General features: G+C 53.5%; 16 protein-coding genes. 9 read left to right on the top strand and 7 right to left on the bottom strand.

Annotated elements, in window-relative coordinates; all coding sequences use genetic code 11:
- The first annotated feature begins 69 nt into the window (after positions 1-69).
- Positions 70-1,518, top strand: coding sequence for a dihydropyrimidinase (hydA, locus tag ABK821_RS15895; protein WP_343179038.1), 1,449 nt, complete (start codon positions 70-72; stop codon positions 1,516-1,518).
- A 24-nt stretch (positions 1,519-1,542) separates the two neighbouring features.
- Positions 1,543-2,829 carry a Zn-dependent hydrolase gene (locus tag ABK821_RS15890; protein ID WP_138361267.1) on the top strand — a complete coding sequence of 429 codons (1,287 nt, stop codon included), beginning with the start codon at positions 1,543-1,545 and terminating at the stop codon, positions 2,827-2,829.
- 262 nt (positions 2,830-3,091) lie between these two features.
- On the opposite strand, the gene ABK821_RS15885 is transcribed toward ABK821_RS15890, so the two are convergent.
- Both ABK821_RS15885 and msrB read right to left on the bottom strand, forming a co-directional pair.
- The gene (locus ABK821_RS15885) at positions 3,092-3,367 is read right to left on the bottom strand and encodes a YeaC family protein (protein WP_138361266.1); all 276 of its coding nucleotides are present in this window, start codon (positions 3,365-3,367) and stop codon (positions 3,092-3,094) included.
- Between the two features lie 42 nt (positions 3,368-3,409).
- Positions 3,410-3,823 carry a peptide-methionine (R)-S-oxide reductase MsrB gene (gene msrB, locus ABK821_RS15880; protein WP_138361265.1) on the bottom strand — a complete coding sequence of 138 codons (414 nt, stop codon included), beginning with the start codon at positions 3,821-3,823 and terminating at the stop codon, positions 3,410-3,412.
- Positions 3,824-4,175: 352 nt separating this feature from the next.
- Here msrB and gapA point away from each other — a divergent pair, with 352 nt between their 5' ends.
- Together gapA and ABK821_RS15870 are read left to right on the top strand one after the other, a co-directional pair.
- A complete protein-coding gene (gene gapA / locus ABK821_RS15875; RefSeq protein ID WP_138361264.1) occupies positions 4,176-5,171 on the top strand; it encodes a glyceraldehyde-3-phosphate dehydrogenase in 996 nt (331 codons plus the stop codon).
- Between the two features lie 336 nt (positions 5,172-5,507).
- Positions 5,508-6,383: a D-hexose-6-phosphate mutarotase gene (locus ABK821_RS15870; RefSeq protein WP_138361263.1), complete on the top strand. Its 876-nt coding sequence runs from the start codon at positions 5,508-5,510 to the stop codon at positions 6,381-6,383.
- Positions 6,384-6,666: 283 nt separating this feature from the next.
- Here ABK821_RS15870 and ABK821_RS15865 read toward each other — a convergent pair whose 3' ends face one another.
- Complete coding sequence (locus tag ABK821_RS15865) at positions 6,667-7,521, bottom strand: aldo/keto reductase (RefSeq protein WP_343179039.1); 855 nt, start codon at positions 7,519-7,521, stop codon at positions 6,667-6,669.
- 93 nt (positions 7,522-7,614) lie between these two features.
- A complete protein-coding gene (locus ABK821_RS15860; protein WP_138361261.1) occupies positions 7,615-8,361 on the bottom strand; it encodes a MipA/OmpV family protein in 747 nt (248 codons plus the stop codon).
- 427 nt (positions 8,362-8,788) lie between these two features.
- On the opposite strand from ABK821_RS15860, the gene yeaG reads away from it, so the two are divergent.
- Together yeaG and ABK821_RS15850 are read left to right on the top strand one after the other, a co-directional pair.
- Positions 8,789-10,723 carry a protein kinase YeaG gene (yeaG, locus tag ABK821_RS15855; protein WP_138361260.1) on the top strand — a complete coding sequence of 645 codons (1,935 nt, stop codon included), beginning with the start codon at positions 8,789-8,791 and terminating at the stop codon, positions 10,721-10,723.
- A 296-nt stretch (positions 10,724-11,019) separates the two neighbouring features.
- On the top strand, positions 11,020-12,303 hold the full coding sequence (locus ABK821_RS15850) for a YeaH/YhbH family protein (protein ID WP_138361259.1): 1,284 nt from the start codon (positions 11,020-11,022) through the stop codon (positions 12,301-12,303).
- Positions 12,304-12,369: 66 nt separating this feature from the next.
- Here the strand turns inward: ABK821_RS15850 and ABK821_RS15845 are convergent, their stop codons facing one another.
- Complete coding sequence (locus tag ABK821_RS15845) at positions 12,370-13,512, bottom strand: glycosyltransferase family 9 protein (protein WP_395033981.1); 1,143 nt, start codon at positions 13,510-13,512, stop codon at positions 12,370-12,372.
- A gap of 476 nt (positions 13,513-13,988) precedes the next feature.
- Here ABK821_RS15845 and ABK821_RS15840 point away from each other — a divergent pair, with 476 nt between their 5' ends.
- Together ABK821_RS15840 and ABK821_RS15835 are read left to right on the top strand one after the other, a co-directional pair.
- Positions 13,989-14,489, top strand: coding sequence for a YbaK/prolyl-tRNA synthetase associated domain-containing protein (locus ABK821_RS15840; RefSeq protein WP_138361258.1), 501 nt, complete (start codon positions 13,989-13,991; stop codon positions 14,487-14,489).
- A 197-nt stretch (positions 14,490-14,686) separates the two neighbouring features.
- Entirely contained in the window at positions 14,687-15,133 is a 447-nt protein-coding gene (locus ABK821_RS15835) for a DUF441 domain-containing protein (protein ID WP_138361257.1), read from the top strand.
- Here ABK821_RS15835 and ABK821_RS15830 read toward each other — a convergent pair.
- A complete protein-coding gene (locus ABK821_RS15830) occupies positions 15,117-15,908 on the bottom strand; it encodes a helix-turn-helix domain-containing protein (protein ID WP_138361256.1) in 792 nt (263 codons plus the stop codon). The genes ABK821_RS15835 and ABK821_RS15830 overlap by 17 nt on opposite strands.
- 100 nt (positions 15,909-16,008) lie before the next feature.
- Here ABK821_RS15830 and ABK821_RS15825 point away from each other — a divergent pair, with 100 nt between their 5' ends.
- Positions 16,009-17,193, top strand: a complete 1,185-nt coding sequence (locus tag ABK821_RS15825; protein WP_138361255.1) for a CynX/NimT family MFS transporter — start codon at positions 16,009-16,011, stop codon at positions 17,191-17,193.
- A gap of 40 nt (positions 17,194-17,233) precedes the next feature.
- On the opposite strand, the gene ABK821_RS15820 is transcribed toward ABK821_RS15825, so the two are convergent.
- Entirely contained in the window at positions 17,234-17,926 is a 693-nt protein-coding gene (locus ABK821_RS15820; protein ID WP_142502092.1) for a CTP synthase, read from the bottom strand.
- Positions 17,927-18,137 lie beyond the last annotated feature (211 nt).

The following is an 18,137-nucleotide window of genomic DNA, read 5'->3' as shown; positions in this document are numbered from 1 at the left end:
CCGGGGAGCGAGTCAGGCTGAGGGGAAAAGACCATAACCCATCAAACAAAGCACTACAGGAGAAAACGAATGCGTAACCTGTTGATTAAAGGCGGTACTGTCATCAACGCGGACCATCAGCGCCGCGCCGACGTGCTCTGTGTCGATGGCATCATCGCGGCCGTCGGCGATGCATCTCAGTGGGATATTCCCGTTGACACCGAAACCCTCGACGCTGGCGGATTGTATGTGATGCCTGGCGGCATCGACCCGCATACCCACATGAACTTCCCGTTTATGGGTACCACCACCGTCGATGACTTCTACAGCGGCACTGCGGCCGCGCTGGCGGGCGGTACAACCACCCTCCTCGATTTCGTCATCCCTAACCCACAGCAGCCGCTTATGGAGGCCTATCAGCAGTGGCGGGGCTGGGCGGAAAAAGCGGCAACGGATTACAGCTTCCACGTCGCCATCACCTGGTGGGACGAAAGCGTGCGCCAGGATATGGGAACGCTGGTACACCAGGAAGGCGTCAATAGTTTCAAGCACTTTATGGCCTACAAAAACGCCATTATGTGCGATGATGAAACGCTGATGAACAGCTTTCGTCGTTGCCTCGAACTAGGCGCAATGCCGACGGTACACGCGGAAAATGGCGAGATGGTATACCTCCTGCAACAAGAGATGCTTAAGCAGGGTATCACTGGCCCGGAAGCTCACCCGCTCTCTCGTCCGCCGGAAGTCGAAGGGGAAGCCGCTAACCGCGCCATCACGGTGGCCAGTATTATGGGAGTGCCGATTTATGTGGTACACGTCTCATGTCGCGAATCTGCCGCAGCCATTGCCCGCGCTCGCGCCAACGGGCAGCGCGTCTATGGCGAAGTGCTGGCGGGGCATCTGGTGATTGACGATAGCGTCTATCGCCATCCGGACTTTGGTTTCGCCGCCGCCCACGTTATGAGCCCGCCGTTTCGCGAAAAATCCCATCAGGCGGCGCTGTGGCACGGCCTGCAATCCGGTCAGCTTCACACGACGGCGACCGACCACTGCACCTTCTGCGCCAGCCAGAAAGCGGCGGGCAGGGATAATTTCGGCAAAATTCCGAACGGCTGCGGCGGTGTGGAAGAGCGTATGGCCGTCATCTGGGATGCCGGGGTCAATAGCGGACGCCTGACGCCAGGCGAATTCGTGGCAATTACCTCAACGAATACCGCCCGTCTCTTCAATATCTACCCGCGCAAAGGCTGTGTTGCACAAGGCGCGGATGCCGATCTGGTCCTCTGGGACCCGGCTGGCAGCAAAACGCTTTCCGCCAGCACACATCATTCGCGCAATGACTTCAATATTTTCGAAGGCCGGACGGTCACCGGCATCCCTGTTTTTACCATTAGCCAGGGCCATCTGGTATGGGCCGATGGCGAACTGCGCGCCCGTGAAGGGGCGGGTCGCTATATCAAACGTCCGGCATTCGGCCCGGATTTCAGCGCCGCAGCGGCATGGGAGCGCCAGCACGCCCCGCAGGCCGTCGCCCGTTAATCACCTGACATTGAGGAAACAATCATGAACAGTGAAGTCATTTCACCAGACACGAACCGCATTGATATCAGTGACCTGAGGATTGATGGCGAACGTTTGTGGCAGTCATTAATGGATCTCGCACACATTGGCGCCACGCCCAAAGGCGGGGTCTGCCGTTTAACGCTGACTGACCTTGATCGCCAGGGGCGTGATTTAGTCGTCGGCTGGGGTAAAGCGGCCGGGCTGTCGGTCGAAATAGATCAAATCGGCAACGTCTTTATGCGCCGACCTGGCCAGAACAACACCCTGCCGCCGATTGTCGCGGGTAGCCATATCGACACCCAGCCAACCGGAGGAAAATTCGATGGCAATTTCGGCGTACTCTCGGCGCTGGAAGTTATCCGTACCCTTAACGATCGCAATATTGAAACGGAAGCGCCGATTGAGATGGTCTTCTGGACCAACGAAGAAGGATCGCGTTTTGTGCCGGTTATGATGGGGTCCGGGGTTTTCGCCGGCATCTTTCCGCTGGAGATGGCCTATGCGGCAACCGACACCGAAGGTAAATCGGTAAAAGATGAACTGTCCAATATTGGCTATGCGGGCGAGGTGGTCCCCGGCACCCACCCGATAGGCGCCTACTTTGAAGCGCATATTGAACAAGGCCCTATTCTTGAAGATCAGGATATCGCCATTGGCGTGGTACAGGCCGTACTGGGTATTCGCTGGTATGACTGCATCGTCACCGGGATGGAGTCCCATGCGGGCCCCACGCCGATGGCGCTGCGTAAAGATGCTTTGCAGGTCGCCACCCATATTATGCAGGAAGTCATCAATATTGCCGGGCAATTTTCTCCGCATGGACGGGGAACCGTCGGTATGGTGCAGGTGCATCCAAACAGCCGCAACGTGGTGCCCGGCAGCGTGAAATTCTCCATTGATTTTCGCAACATGACCGATGCCGACGTTGATAACATGGACGCGGCGTTAAAAGCGTACATTGCCGAAATCGCCCAGAAGAGCGGACTGAATGTGGAACTTAAACAGGTCTCACACTATCCTGCCGCCCCTTTCCACCCGGATTGCAAAGAAGCCGTACGGCGGGCTGCGCAAAAATTAGGTTACTCTGCGATGGATATCGTCTCCGGTGCAGGACATGATGCCGTGTATATGAGCATGCTCGCGCCGACCGGTATGATTTTCATTCCCTGCAAAGATGGCATCAGCCACAATGAGACGGAGTACTCATCACCGGAACAGGTTGCGGCTGGCGCAAACGTACTGTTACACGCGATGCTGGAAAAAGCCGGGGTAGTCTCGCGGGAGTAATCGCCCTGCTTATAAACGCCGATGGCTGGCGACCGCATAGTGCGGGTCAGTTAAGCGAGCCATCGGTTTTTTCGCCAGCGTGAATCACTTTTTTAACGTGGTTTTGACGAAAGTGGCGCCCTTTTCGTTCGCCCCCATGCCCGGCATTGCGCTGAAAACCTGCCGCTGCGCGGTCAGGTCGGATTTCCTTCTGACGACTTTCACAACAACACAGCGCGGGCAAATGACGCTTTAGCCAGGCCACTACCGGATCCGTCGAGATTCAGGATTTAAACCGCGCAATAGGCTCCGGCGTGATGCCAAACTCAACTTTTAATTGCTGTTTGCTTTTCATCACCATCTGCCCGTTCGTATCAATGGTCATATGTTGCGCATCAACGTTATGCCGGGCCTGCCACAACATCACCAGTTGCAGGCTGTTTTCTTTCTGCTCCGGGGTTAACGCCACCCCATCGGGCCATTTTCCCAGTTCCACCGCCGTCGCCAGGCGCTGATAAACTTCCGGCGTCATACTGCTGATAATTTGTTCGATATCCATTTGTCGCGCCTTAAGATTGGAATAATTAGCTGAATCGTTTTTTCAACCCTTGATTTGCTCACCATTTTCATCGTTAGTGAAGCTCAGGGAAGCGGAATTAACACAAAAACGTTCACCGGTGGGCTGTGGGCCATCCGGGAAAACATGACCAAGATGCGCATCGCAGTTTCCGCAGCGAATTTCCGTGCGTTGCATACCGTGAGAGTCATCATTCAGGTAGCGGATCGCATCCTCACTTACCGGCTCATAAAAGCTCGGCCAGCCACAGCCCGAATCATACTTACTCTGGGAGTGAAACAGCGCGGCATCGCACACCAGACAATGGTAGACGCCATCTCGTTTGTTGTGGAGGAGCCGCCCGGTGAACGGCGGTTCAGTACCGTGATTCTGCGTCACGTAAAACTGCATCTCGGTCAGGTTTTTTTTAAGCGCATCCGCGGTGGGTTTATTCGACATTGGCTTGCTTCTCGCTCTTGCTTTTCGCTATGTAAGAACACCTTCTTTACGCCGATTCTAACAAAATATTAACAATGAAATGTAGACTTTTGTTCTAAACTTAGGCAATGCCATAAGGCAGGCAGATAATTGTGACGCACATCACAACTTTATCTTAATCGCCCTTTAAAATTCCGCGCGCTGCCCCCATATGGAATCGAGCTCAAAGGGAAAGTGAGGCAAATCAATCGCGCAGAGGCCGGCTTAGTATTGATTTGTCGCAATGATTGACACGATTCCGCTTGACGCTGCGTAAGGTTTTTGTAATTTTACAGGCAACCTTTTATTCACTAACAAATAGCTGGTGGAATATATGACTATCAAAGTAGGTATCAACGGTTTTGGCCGTATCGGTCGCATTGTTTTCCGTGCTGCTCAGAAACGTTCTGACATTGAGATCGTTGCAATCAACGATCTGTTAGACGCTGACTACATGGCTTACATGCTGAAGTATGACTCCACTCACGGCCGTTTCGACGGTACCGTTGAAGTGAAAGACGGTCATCTGATCGTTAACGGTAAAAAAATCCGTGTTACCGCTGAACGTGATCCGGCTAACCTGAAGTGGGACGAAGTTGGTGTTGACGTCGTTGCTGAAGCAACCGGTATCTTCCTGACTGACGAAACCGCGCGTAAGCACATCACTGCTGGCGCGAAAAAAGTCGTTCTGACTGGCCCGTCCAAAGACAATACGCCGATGTTTGTTCGCGGTGCTAACTTCGACAAATACGCAGGCCAGGACATCGTTTCCAACGCCTCCTGCACCACCAACTGCCTGGCGCCGCTGGCAAAAGTCATCAACGACAACTTCGGCATCATCGAAGGCCTGATGACAACCGTTCACGCGACCACCGCAACTCAGAAAACCGTTGACGGCCCGTCTCACAAAGACTGGCGTGGCGGCCGTGGCGCGGCTCAGAACATCATCCCGTCCTCTACCGGCGCAGCTAAAGCGGTAGGTAAAGTCCTGCCGGAACTGAACGGCAAACTGACCGGTATGGCGTTCCGCGTTCCGACTCCGAACGTATCCGTTGTTGACCTGACCGTTCGCCTGGAAAAAGCGGCTTCTTACGAAGACATCAAGAAAGCGATCAAAGCTGCCTCCGAAGGCCCGATGAAAGGCGTTCTGGGCTACACTGAAGACGACGTTGTTTCCACCGATTTCAACGGTGAAGTTTGCACTTCCGTGTTCGATGCTAAAGCAGGCATCGCGCTGAACGACAACTTCGTTAAGCTGGTTTCCTGGTACGATAACGAAACCGGTTACTCCAACAAGGTTCTGGATCTGATTGCCCACATCTCCAAATAAGCTGAGATGAGAAAGTAATCTGTAAGAGCGACTTCGGTCGCTCTTTTTTTTGATCTGAAGAGCTATCCGTCATGCTTCAGGTAGCAGGTATAATATCGCCTGCGTTCACTCATCCGGATCACTGACTAATGTAAGCTCATCGGGCGTAATCAGGGACATCCAGCTTCCTGATCGCAGGCAATCCACGGTTGGACAAATCGGGTACTGACGAAATTTGCCCTTCACTCGCCGCAGGATTCACCTGTGACTTTGCCCTCAGGGCCAGCTAAGCGCTGCGCAAAACGGTTACGCGTTTTGTCCAGTTCCCGCATGATTTAAGATAAAAAGGATTGTGTAATGATTAATAAAATTTTTGCTCTCCCGGTTATCGAACAGCTTACCCCCGTTCTCTCTCGTCGCCAGCTTGACGACCTGGAGCTGATCGTTATTGACCATCCGCAGGTCAAGGCATCTGTTGCTTATCAGGGGGCTCATCTGCTCTCGTGGAAACCTGCCGGAGAAGAAGACGTGCTGTGGCTCAGCGACAACACGCCGTTTAAACATGGCGTTGCCCTGCGCGGCGGTATTCCTGTTTGCTGGCCATGGTTTGGCCCTGCCCGGCAGCCGTCCCATGGCTTTGCGCGTATCCTGCCGTGGACGCTTAAAGGCCACGATGAAGATGAACACGGCGTGATGCTGACGTTTGCTCTGCACAGCAGCGATGAAACCCGGAAATACTGGCCCCATGATTTCACGCTGTATGCGCGTTTTAAACTGGGCCAGAGCTGCGAGATTGAGCTGGAAGCGCACGGCGAATTTGAAACCACTTCCGCCCTGCACTCTTATTTCAACGTCGGCGATATTGCGGCAGTGAAAGTGAGCGGTCTGGGCGACCGTTACATTGACAAAGTTAACAACTCAGAAGAAGGGGTATTAAGCGACGGCGTACAAACCTATCCTGACCGTACTGACCGGATTTATCTGAATGCTGAATCCTGCAGCGTGATCCATGACGATGCGCTACGTCGCAATATCAACGTTATTCATCATCATTACAGCAACGTGGTGGGATGGAACCCGGGGCCTGCGCTTTCACAAAGCATGGGCGATATGCCGGACGAGGGTTACAAGACCTTCGTTTGCGTCGAAACCAGCTGCGTGACCGTGCCGCAGAAGGCCAGCGAGGAGAATCCATCGCGGCTGGCGCAAACTATTCGCGTGGTGAAATACTAAATACGGCGAACTCTGCGGGCTGATAACCGTTGTCTGTGTTCTGAATAATTCGAGTTGCTGTTCAAAACGCGTCACCGTTCTGAACAGCGCTTGCGCTGGCTTCAAAGGTGTGCGTCCGCAGGCCGGTTCACACGGCGGGTATAATCAATTCCCGCACCACTCAGGGGGATCGGAACGGCTTCTGACCCAAATCCCCAAAAAACACAATTCCCTCTGATTTCCGGGCAAAGCCCGCCCTGGGATTGACTCAACTGAACGACATTACGCCCGTCCGGCACCGTCTTTACACAATATCCAGCGGCGTTTTTCTTCCTGGCGCCGGATAAGCGCGATCCAGGCTCGCCCGTTCCTCAGCGGACAACACGATCTCCAGCGCAGCGGCATTTTCCGTTACATGCTCAATACTTGCCGCCTTTGGAATCGCCAGCACGCCCCGATGGCTAATCACCCACGCCAGCAGCACCTGCGCCGCCGTCAGCCCTCTCTGCTGCGCAATACTTTTCACAACAGTATGATTTAAAAGCCCATTGCGCAGCCGACCGGCCTGGGCCAGCGGACAATACGCCATCACCGGCAACCGTTGCTGCTGGCACCACGGCAGCAGGTCATACTCGATACCGCGAGAGGCCAGGTGGTAGAGCACCTGATTCGTCGCGCACTGCTCGCCGCCAGCCACCTGCCACAGCTGCTGCATATCATCGTAATCAAGATTCGACACGCCCCAACGGCGAATTTTCCCCTGAGCAACCAGGGTCTCCATTCCCTCCACCGTTTCCTGCAGAGAATAATCACCGCGCCAGTGCAGTAAATAGAGATCAAGGTAGTCGGTATTCAGGCGACGCAGACTGGCTTCACAGGCGCTGACCAGCTTGCGCCCCCCGGCATTCCACGGATAAACCTTTGACACCAGCACCACGCGATCGCGCTGCCCGTGAATCGCCTCTCCAACCACCTCTTCCGCGCCACCATCTGCGTACATTTCGGCGGTATCGATAACCGTTAACCCGAGGTCGATGCCCGCGCGTAGTGCAGCCACCTCCTGCGCACGCCGCGCCCGGTTTTCCCCCATATACCAGGTTCCCTGTCCAATGACGGGAACTGTCGGATGCTCGCCAAAACGTATTGCCCTTTCTGCCATACATACCTCCCGCAATTTCATTGCACAACCATAATGCAAAACAGGGCGTTTCGCCCTGTTTTGATGCATGAATTGCCCTGTTATAAAGCACAATCAGAAAGAGTAAGTGATTCCGGTAGAAATCAGGCCGCTCCAGGATTTATCCACCATCGGACTATCGGTGATTTCGTCAGACAGGCGGGTATAACGCGCGACGCCGTATACGCTCCAGTCGCCGAGGAAACGATAGTTTGCCGACAGCTCCAGATACGGATTCCAGCTGCTGTCAGGATCGTAGCTGCGCATACCGCTACGAGTGGACTCATGGCGCGAAACACCGTAGTAGTACTCATTCTGGTTATCGCTATTCCATTGAACGCCAACGCCCGGCGTAAGCGTCAGATTCCCGTTGCTATAGCGATACAGCCAGGCCAGATCCCACACAATGCCGTTGCTGTTATCCAGCGTATCGCCAGCCAACGAGGTACGCAAGAAACCGTACTGCGTATTGTGAATATAGGCAAGCCCGGCCATCATCGTGGATTTTCGCTTATCCAGACGACGCATTTGCTGACTGTCGCTGTCACCCGGCTTAAAGTACATTGGCGACCAGTACGCGGTCACCGAAAGCTTATCGTTAGTATCATTCCACAGGTAGTAACCACCACCTAAACCCCGAAACCAAACGTTATCACTCTCATAATTAATAACCGGCACCGGGTAGACATCAGTATCATACTGTTTATAAGGGCGTTCAACGATCCCCACACCCGCTCCCAGACTGAGCTTTCCCTCGGCGTGAACAGCAGATGCTGACGTTGCCATCAATGCACCCAATGCCAGAAGTTTGATTTTAGTCACGATCCATATTCCTGTTGTCAACTTATCTGCGCACGCAGTTTAACGTTGTAAACAACATGTCTCAAATTCTTTACCTGTCATTACATTGAACTCACCAATTTCTCACCACCAGATGACCGCTGGCTGACAATCCAATGACAGTGCAATGACGCCCCGAGTCTGACCCGGGCGACAACAGGACGTTATTCCGGATGAGTTATTGATATGTCATTGAAATTGATTCGCCATGCCATGCAAGTTTTCCAAATGCATCTAAGCTTTAATTTAGAAGAAGTAAATCCGGGGCACGTTATTCACCGACTTCGCCAACCTGGCATAAGGGTTGCTGGAGAATCAGTGAGCGTTGTGCGGCTTACCTCTTCCGGGGGCTCCCACTATTCATATGAACGGCTCTCAACCTGTGCTAAAAACGAAAGGACGGCATGCCATGAATATATTCGATCACTATCGCCAGCGCTATGAAGCTGCCAAGGACGAAGAGTTCACACTGCAGGAGTTTCTTACCATTTGTCGGCAAGATCGCAGTGCTTATGCTAACGCAGCAGAAAGATTGCTGATGGCTATCGGTGAGCCGGTCATGGTCGATACGGCCCTGGAACCCAGGCTATCCCGTCTCTTTTCAAACCGGGTCGTTGCACGCTATCCGGCGTTTGAAGAGTTTTACGGTATGGAAGATGCCATTGAGCAGATTGTTTCCTACTTAAAACACGCCGCTCAAGGGTTAGAAGAGAAGAAACAGATTCTGTATTTGCTGGGGCCTGTGGGCGGCGGTAAATCATCGCTGGCCGAACGCCTGAAGTCCCTGATGCAGTGTGTTCCGATTTACGTGCTTAGCGCTAACGGAGAACGCAGTCCGGTCAACGATCATCCGTTATGCCTGTTTAACCCGCGCGAAGATGCGCAGATCCTTGAGAAAGAGTACGGCATTCCAAACCGCTATCTGGGGACCATTATGTCGCCCTGGGCCGCCAAGCGCCTGCATGAGTTCGGCGGCGACATTACAAAGTTCCGCGTGGTAAAAGTGTGGCCATCGATTCTGGCGCAGATAGCCATCGCTAAAACCGAACCCGGGGACGAGAACAACCAGGACATCTCCGCGCTGGTGGGTAAAGTGGATATCCGTAAACTGGAGCATTACGCGCAGAATGACCCGGATGCTTACGGCTATTCCGGCGCCCTGTGCCGCGCCAACCAGGGGCTGATGGAGTTTGTGGAGATGTTTAAGGCGCCCATCAAGGTGCTGCACCCCCTGCTGACCGCGACTCAGGAGGGTAACTATAACGGTACCGAAGGGATATCCGCCCTGCCGTTTAACGGCATCATCCTTGCCCACTCCAACGAATCAGAGTGGGTGACTTTCCGTAACAACAAAAACAATGAGGCTTTCCTCGACCGCGTTTATATTGTCAAAGTTCCTTATTGCCTGCGCATTTCGGAAGAGATCCGCATCTATGAAAAACTGCTCAATAGCAGCGAGCTGAGCCATGCGCCCTGCGCGCCGGGGACGCTGGAAACGCTGGCGCGCTTCTCCATTCTGTCGCGCCTGAAAGAGCCGGAAAACTCAAGCATTTACTCGAAAATGCGCGTTTATGACGGCGAAAGCCTGAAAGATACCGACCCGAAAGCGAAATCCTATCAGGAGTATCGTGATTATGCCGGCGTCGATGAAGGCATGAACGGCCTGTCTACGCGCTTCGCGTTTAAAATTCTCTCGCGGGTATTCAACTTTGACCACACGGAAGTCGCCGCTAACCCGGTACATCTGTTCTACGTTCTGGAACAGCAAATTGAGCGCGAGCAGTTCCCCCAGGAGCAGGCAGAGCGCTATCTGGAATTCCTGAAAGGCTATCTGATCCCGAAATATGCCGAGTTTATCGGTAAAGAGATCCAGACCGCTTACCTCGAATCCTACTCGGAATATGGACAAAACATTTTCGATCGCTATGTCACCTACGCCGACTTCTGGATTCAGGATCAGGAGTACCGCGATCCGGATACCGGTCAGTTGTTTGACCGCGAATCGCTGAACGCGGAGCTGGAGAAAGTCGAGAAGCCCGCCGGGATCAGTAACCCGAAAGACTTCCGTAACGAAATCGTCAACTTCGTTTTGCGTGCCCGGGCGCACAACAGCGGGCGCAATCCAAACTGGACCAGCTACGAAAAACTGCGCACGGTGATTGAGAAAAAAATGTTCTCCAATACCGAAGAACTGTTGCCGGTGATTTCCTTCAACACCAAAACGTCAACCGATGAACAGAAGAAACACGATGACTTTGTCGATCGCATGATGGAGAAAGGCTATACGCGTAAGCAGGTTCGTCTGCTATGCGAATGGTATCTGCGGGTACGTAAATCATCCTGATAATAAGCCCGGCAGGCAATCTCTGTCGGGTTAATAACAGCGGCGAAGAACTCGTTAACTCGGGTTGTGGGATAAAGTGCGCTGAAGCCCGGACATGTAAGGGCATATACCCTGACTCTTTCACGTTGCAGGACAACACGGCTAACCGTGTTGAACGGCGCTTACGCTGGCCCCGCGGGGCAAGGCTCAGGAAGGGGCCGAGTGAAGGCCAACGCGCAGGCAACGTGAAGTATGACGGTATAACCCCTCAATGAAACAGGACGGGTATCGTTGGCAAATGCAGTACAGGAGGGCATATGACCTGGTTCATAGACCGACGCCTGAACGGGAAAAACAAAAGCGCCGTCAACCGGCAGCGCTTTCTGCGCCGTTACAAAGCACAGATAAAACAGTCGATCTCCGAGGCCATCAATAAACGCTCGGTGACCGATATTCAGAGCGGAGAGTCCGTCTCCATTCCAACGGACGATATTAACGAACCGATGTTTCATCAGGGTCGCGGCGGACTTCGCAACCGCGTACACCCCGGCAACGATCACTTTGTCCAGAATGACCGAATTGAACGGCCACAGGGTGGCGGTGGCGGAGGTGGCGGCGGCCAGGGACAAGCCAGCGCCGATGGCGAAGGGCAAGATGAATTTGTCTTTCAGATTTCGAAAGACGAATACCTTGATCTGCTGTTTGAAGATCTTGCGCTGCCAAATCTGAAGAAAAACCAGCAGCGGCAGTTGACGGAGTTTAAAACCCATCGCGCAGGCTACACCGCCAATGGCGTGCCGGCCAATATCAGCATCGTTCGCTCGCTGCAAAACTCGCTGGCGCGACGTACCGCCATGACGGCCAGTAAACGTCGTGAACTGCATACGCTGGAAAACGAACTGGATATCATCAGCAAAAGCGAACCCGCACAACTGCTGGAAGAGGAACGGCTACGTAGAGAAATCGCAGAGTTACGGGCAAAAATCGAGCGCGTACCGTTTATTGATACGTTCGATCTGCGTTACCGGAACTATGAAAAGCGGCCAGAACCCTCAAGCCAGGCGGTGATGTTTTGCCTGATGGACGTTTCCGGCTCTATGGACCAGGCAACGAAGGATATGGCCAAACGGTTTTACATCCTGCTCTATCTGTTCCTCAGCCGGACTTATAAAAACGTTGAAGTGGTCTATATTCGCCACCATACCCAGGCCAAGGAGGTTGATGAGCACGAATTCTTTTATTCCCAGGAAACCGGCGGCACGATTGTCTCCAGCGCCCTGAAATTAATGGATGAAGTGGTCAAAGAGCGCTACGACCCTGCGCAGTGGAATATCTACGCCGCACAGGCATCGGATGGTGATAACTGGGCGGACGACTCGCCGCTGTGCCACGAACTGCTGGCGAAGAAAATCCTGCCAATCGTGCGTTACTACAGCTATATCGAGATCACCCGTCGGGCGCATCAGACGCTGTGGCGCGAGTACGAACACCTGCAGGCAACATTTGATAATTTTGCCATGCAGCATATTCGCGACCCGGAAGATATCTACCCGGTGTTCCGCGAACTGTTTCACAGGCAGGCATCGAAAGCAGACAGTTAACCTTCGCAAAACAGCCAGCATCCTGCTTCGCTGGCTGTTTTTTACGCTGACTTTATCCAGCCGCGCCTATTGCAGCAGATCAGGATCAATCGCTGACATAATGAGATCCGGCAGGTTGTCCATCTGATGCACTTTGCCGCATTTAACAATAATTTGTCGCGCGTTATCGTATCCGGGCGCCCACAGCCGATTATTTAAAAGCACATCTTTATAGACTGCGACTAGCGGTTTTTTCCATGCCGCCGCCATATGTACCACCGACGTATCCGGCGAAATAACCAAATCCGCTTGCGCAATTAACGCCATGCAATGGTGTAGCGTTTTAAACGGATTAACGCTCACTTTTTCCGCTAAGGGAATGCGAATTTCATTACGGTGATCGAGCAAGATAATATTGACATCAGGATAGTCTGTACGCAGTCTGGCGATAAGCGTTGCCAGTTGCTCCTGCGACATACTGCGATCCTGATTGCCGGCAAAAATATTAATCACCACCTTGCGCCCTTCCCGGCCCGCCATGTAGTCGCCCACTTCCTGATACACATCCTGTGGAATATGCAGATCATAAGACGCGAGATGTTTTTTATCCAGCTTCAGATAGTCGGCGATAAGATCAAATGTCTTACTGACGTGCAATTTTTCGCAATCAAAATCAAAAGACTTTGAATATTGATTAATTGATGGCCATTTATTAAACCCCAGTACCGATTTAGCATTTATCTGCCGTAACAGCAACATCCTGTGTACCGGGATATCAAACAATGACGGGTCAATAACTATATCGTACTTATTATTCGCAAGCTCATTAATAATGGACTTAGGCACGTTATGGGTGAATTTACGCAAAAAATCCGCTGAGCTGACATTGTCAGCTTCGTAAATATGGCGAATTCGCGGGTTATGCCGCATCACCTGACTGTTCGACTTCGTCAACAGAAAGTCAACGGTCATTCCCGCTTCATGCAGGCATTTAACCAGCGCGGAATCGACGACCACATCGCCTAAAGCGCCTTCATTACGCATCAGCAACACGGTTTTCGCTGACGATAAATCAACCTCATGCCGCGTGCGGCTATCCCAGAACGCCTTCGCGAGATGAATCCGAACCGCGCTACGGACTCTCTTGGTAAAATAGTTACGGCGTCTGTTCAACTCCCTTATTTTTTGGAACTTTCTGGGGGATACCTGCACCGCTACCTTCTCCGTCATCATAACCTCGTAACCACATCAATAGCATCGATATTAGCCATCCTAATGACTAATAAAAACAAAAAAAGTTCTCGCGATAAGTAAAATCGTTGAGCGTTTGATACTGGCAGGATAGTAATATGTTTTTTTATTCCAGCATATCTTATTGAAGAAAAAACGCATTAAATGTGGAGTTAATGTGGAAGATATAAAGGCAATCCCCCTTCTGCACAGGGGGAAAATATGCCTGGAATATATACTTCTTGATTGCATATATCGCGTTCATGTGCGTTGGCCCATCACTTGCCCTTACCAACGCGGTTATAAACGTTTAACCATTTTGTTCCGCAATATGCATTATTTCCGTTCTCAATCCTGATTCTCCACGCACCACCAGAATTAATGAATCAGCTTCCGGATGCGACACGCCATCGCCGGTTTTCATCCGTTGCGGAGAGGATTACACTCACAGCTTTATGTACAAGATAAAGGTCGATATGAACGGATCGGTAAGACAGAACCCCCACCAGCAGTTGCTCAATCTGCTTGACGTACACCATGCGCGCTACCGGCTCATGAAGCATGATGCTGTCGGCAAATGCGAGGCCGTGTCGGCGATCCGCGGTACCGCTCTGGGCCAGGGGGCGAAAGCGCTGGTATGCAAAGTTAAAGGTCACGGTGTGAACCAGCACGTACTGGCTATCCTCGCCGCCGATCGGCAGGCGGATTTAGCCCGTCTGGCCGAATATATTGGCGGCAGCAAAGCCTCGCTGGCCAGCCCGGCAGAGGTGGAAACGCTGACCGCCTGTGAATTTGGCGCGATCCCCCCCTTTAGTTTCCACCCGGCGTTGCGGCTGGTTGCCGACCCGCTACTGTTTGAGCGTTTCCCAGAAATCGCCTTTAACGCGGGCAGACTCGATACGTCGATTATTCTTGATACTGACGACTATTTACGGATTGCGCGTCCGGAACTGGCCGTATTTCGCCGCCAGGACTGAAACCTTTTCGGCCCAGAAACAGTGGCCTGAGGTCAAGGTGACTCTCCCGACGTTAATACCCGCAAGCTCCGCCGCGGGGAAACACAAGGCACGGGCCCAGAAATAGCGAACATACGGTAAAAAAGCCTGTTTACTCACGCGATTATGCGTAAAGTAAACAGGCTTCTCTTTTGATATTTTGGCAAGGACCTCTGCACATGTTCGATACTACCCTGCTCATTCTGCTGGGCCTCGCAGCGCTCGGCTTTATTAGCCATAACACCACCGTCGCTATTTCAATCCTGGTTTTAATTATCATTCGCGTTACACCGCTGAACGCATTCTTTCCATGGATAGAAAAGCAGGGGCTGACCATCGGTATTATTATCCTCACCATTGGCGTGATGGCCCCTATCGCCAGCGGGACGCTGCCGCCCTCAACGCTGCTCCATTCATTCGTTAACTGGAAATCACTACTGGCGATTGCCGTGGGCGTATTTGTATCCTGGCTGGGCGGCCGAGGCGTCGCCCTGATGGGCTCACAGCCGCAGTTGGTTGCCGGATTGCTGATCGGCACCGTGCTCGGCGTCGCCCTCTTCCGCGGGGTCCCGGTCGGGCCGCTAATCGCCGCGGGGATCGTCTCCCTGTTTATTGGTAAGGCGTAGTCAGACTGGCAAGATAACGTCCTGGTGTTTGTCCCAGTCCCTTTTTAAACATCGTGATAAAAGCGGTCGTGGAGTCATAGCCCAGGCTCTGGGCCGTCTGTTGCACCGACAGACCGCGGATCAGCATCTGCAAAGAGAGGATTAACTGTAGCTGATGCCGCCAGCGGCGAAAATTCAGCCCCGTCTCACGCACCACCAGCCGCGCCAGATTACGCTCACTCATGGCGAATGCCTCCGCCCATTGCGTCAGCGTTTTCCAGCGTGCCGGCTCGGCGGCTATCATTTCCGCCATTTGATGAATTTTAGGGTGCCCGGATACCGGTAGCTGAAGATGCTCCTGCGGCTGCTGCGGTAGTTCGTCGAACAGTACCTGCACCAGCCTCGCTGTCTCCGGCTTATCCGCCCCGGCCCTGCCACGTTGGGCCATCGCGAGGATAAGCTCACGAACCAGCGGTGAAATCTTTAACGTGCAGCAGCGCCGCGGCATCGGCGCGGCGTCAGGTTCAATAAACAAAAAACAGATCTGCGCCTGCGGTGTCGCGCGGTTACTGTGTGGCACCTGACCCGGCACCCATACCGCATACTGCGGCGGAACCATCCACATCGCATTCTCCACCTCGCAGGTTAGCGCCCCGCGTAGCGCAAGAATCAGTTGCCCTTTGCGATGATGATGGCGTGGAATGTACTGCTCGTCGGCAACGACCTGGATGCGAAAAGCCAGCGCCGCATCACGATCGCTATCCGGATCGTAGCCATCAAGACCGAGTCCGATCATAAAATTGTCCGATTTTAGCGATAATCTGTCATTTTAGCTTGATTCAAACAGGTGGCAAACACGCTATTGTTAACGCCCCGTTTCCTTGTCTGAGATAGCCATGAATTTTGTTTCACCTGCTGCCGAACGCCCCCCTTTTTTATTCATTGTCGGCATACTGCTTATTGCGACGACTTTACGCGTGGCATTTACCGGCGCCGCGCCATTACTGGATGCCATTCGCGGTGAATATGGCCTGACTACGGCGCAAACCGGTTTACTGACCACCCTGCCGTTGCTGGCCTTTGGTCTGGTTTCCCCGTTGGCTGCGGGCATTGCACGCCGTTTCGGTATGGAGCGCAGCCTGTTGTTGGCAATGATTCTGATTTGCCTCGGGATCGGATTGCGCTCCCTGCCCTCCGTTGCGCTACTGTTTTTCGGCACCGCGATAATCGGGTGCGGCATTGCCCTCGGCAACGTCCTGCTTCCGGGACTGATCAAACGAGACTTCGCCCGGCACATTGCCAGAATGACCGGCGCATACTCCCTGACCATGGGCGCTGCGGCGGCGCTGGGGTCGGCAATGGTGGTGCCACTGGCGCTTACCGGAATGGGCTGGCATGGCGCGTTGTTGATGTTAATGGTTTTCCCCTTACTGGCGCTGTTTGTCTGGCTGCCGCAATCACGTCGCCAGGTTCCCGCGACTCTGACGGGGTCAGGCGCGATGCACAGTCGCGGTATCTGGCGCTCGGCGCTGGCCTGGCAGGTAACGCTTTTTCTCGGGATTAATTCGCTGGTCTATTACATCATCATCGGCTGGCTCCCCGCCATTCTGCAAAGCATCGGCTACAGTGAAACGCAGGCGGGTTCGCTACACGGATTGCTCCAGTTGGCCACCGCCGCACCAGGACTGGTCATCCCGTTACTGCTTCATCGTTTGCAAGATCAGCGCGGCATTGCCGTTCTGACGGCCCTGATGTGCGCAGCCAGCTCGCTTGCTCTGTGGTTTTTCCCCGCTCAGGCGGCCGTGTGGGCGATTATCTTCGGCTTTGGTTCCGGTGCGACCATGATTCTGGGGCTGACCTTTATCGGCCTGCGCGCCAGCTCAGCACACCAGGCGGCGGCGCTGTCAGGAATGGCGCAAACCGTTGGTTATCTGCTGGCCGCTTGTGGTCCGCCGATAATGGGGAAAATACATGATGCCAACGGCGACTGGCATATTCCGCTGATCGCCGTAGCGATGATGTCCGTCATGATGGCCGTGTCTGGCGCCCTGGCCGGACGCAATCGAGAAATTCACGGCTGACACTGCCCACGCCCGGCAATCTTCACTGCCGGGCGCGTGCTCATTGGTTTGCCGCGCGTAAGAACGCCTGTACCAATGGTGCGGGCCGCCCTTCCAGTGCATTGCGTTCATGCTGGAATAGCGTGGCGACGAAGAACGGATGTGTCACCAGTTCCACCGCCCGGATCTCGCCTTCATCATCCCAGCCGGTCACCCGCAGATCGCCCTGCTCCAGCTCCCGGGCAAACGCATCGGCAATCCCGTAACTACAGTGATATCCCTCTTCAATACTGTCACGACCATAGGCTCTGGCGATAAGCGTACTGGCGCGCAGTTCAATTGTGTCCGACTTTTCCACCAGTGAGCAACTTAGCGGTGCAATCACCATTCGTCCTTCGGTATCGGTCTCCGCATGCGCGGCATCCCGCCAGCCCAGGACATTGCGCGCGTATTCAATAATCGCATGCTGAAATCCGCCACAGGTACCGAGGAACGGCACACCGTTTTCACGCGCGTGACGAATGGCGATAAACGCGCCTTCGGTATTTTTATAAGGACTGCCGGGAACCGCCCAGATAGCATCATAGTGGGCAAGCATATCGGCGGAGTTTATCTCACGGGTTGCCAGCCAGTCATAGCGCAACGGTAGATCCAGCACGGCGGCGGCATCGTCAATTGCCAGGGGAATCGCTTTGTGAGCGAGGGCATCGGGGTTGTAATCACCAACCAGGGCGATACGCAAGAGAGAGTTCATAGCAGGTTCCTTATGTTACAGCGATTATCAGACAACACAAGGAACCTCAGATTAACGATCCCGGCGGCCGAACACAATCCTTATTTGTATTAGTCGCGACTTGATCTGACACATGGCCTTGAAAGGTTGAGAGTTACCGGTTTTGATATGGGTGTCGAATCCTTATACAAAACACGAGGTAACTCTCATGCTTCATACTACCAATCCCGTT

The organism is Klebsiella sp. KE9456 (genome assembly GCF_043832615.1).
GTDB classification, from domain to species: domain Bacteria; phylum Pseudomonadota; class Gammaproteobacteria; order Enterobacterales; family Enterobacteriaceae; genus Klebsiella; species Klebsiella indica.
The sequence above is the reverse complement of the archived record's forward strand: the minus strand, read 5'-3'. Positions and strand labels throughout refer to the sequence as shown.

What these genes read in the sequence shown, in the direction of transcription:
- hydA (WP_343179038.1), top strand. Translation starts at nt 70, where the DNA reads ATGCGTAACCTGTTGATTAAAGGCGGTACTGTCATCAACGCGGACCAT.
- ABK821_RS15890 (WP_138361267.1), top strand. Translation starts at nt 1,543, where the DNA reads ATGAACAGTGAAGTCATTTCACCAGACACGAACCGCATTGATATCAGT.
- ABK821_RS15885 (WP_138361266.1), bottom strand. Translation starts at nt 3,367, where the DNA reads ATGGATATCGAACAAATTATCAGCAGTATGACGCCGGAAGTTTATCAG.
- msrB (WP_138361265.1), bottom strand. Translation starts at nt 3,823, where the DNA reads ATGTCGAATAAACCCACCGCGGATGCGCTTAAAAAAAACCTGACCGAG.
- gapA (WP_138361264.1), top strand. Translation starts at nt 4,176, where the DNA reads ATGACTATCAAAGTAGGTATCAACGGTTTTGGCCGTATCGGTCGCATT.
- ABK821_RS15870 (WP_138361263.1), top strand. Translation starts at nt 5,508, where the DNA reads ATGATTAATAAAATTTTTGCTCTCCCGGTTATCGAACAGCTTACCCCC.
- ABK821_RS15865 (WP_343179039.1), bottom strand. Translation starts at nt 7,521, where the DNA reads ATGGCAGAAAGGGCAATACGTTTTGGCGAGCATCCGACAGTTCCCGTC.
- yeaG (WP_138361260.1), top strand. Translation starts at nt 8,789, where the DNA reads ATGAATATATTCGATCACTATCGCCAGCGCTATGAAGCTGCCAAGGAC.
- ABK821_RS15850 (WP_138361259.1), top strand. Translation starts at nt 11,020, where the DNA reads ATGACCTGGTTCATAGACCGACGCCTGAACGGGAAAAACAAAAGCGCC.
- ABK821_RS15845 (WP_395033981.1), bottom strand. Translation starts at nt 13,512, where the DNA reads ATGACGGAGAAGGTAGCGGTGCAGGTATCCCCCAGAAAGTTCCAAAAA.
- ABK821_RS15840 (WP_138361258.1), top strand. Translation starts at nt 13,989, where the DNA reads ATGAACGGATCGGTAAGACAGAACCCCCACCAGCAGTTGCTCAATCTG.
- ABK821_RS15835 (WP_138361257.1), top strand. Translation starts at nt 14,687, where the DNA reads ATGTTCGATACTACCCTGCTCATTCTGCTGGGCCTCGCAGCGCTCGGC.
- ABK821_RS15830 (WP_138361256.1), bottom strand. Translation starts at nt 15,908, where the DNA reads ATGATCGGACTCGGTCTTGATGGCTACGATCCGGATAGCGATCGTGAT.
- ABK821_RS15825 (WP_138361255.1), top strand. Translation starts at nt 16,009, where the DNA reads ATGAATTTTGTTTCACCTGCTGCCGAACGCCCCCCTTTTTTATTCATT.
- ABK821_RS15820 (WP_142502092.1), bottom strand. Translation starts at nt 17,926, where the DNA reads ATGAACTCTCTCTTGCGTATCGCCCTGGTTGGTGATTACAACCCCGAT.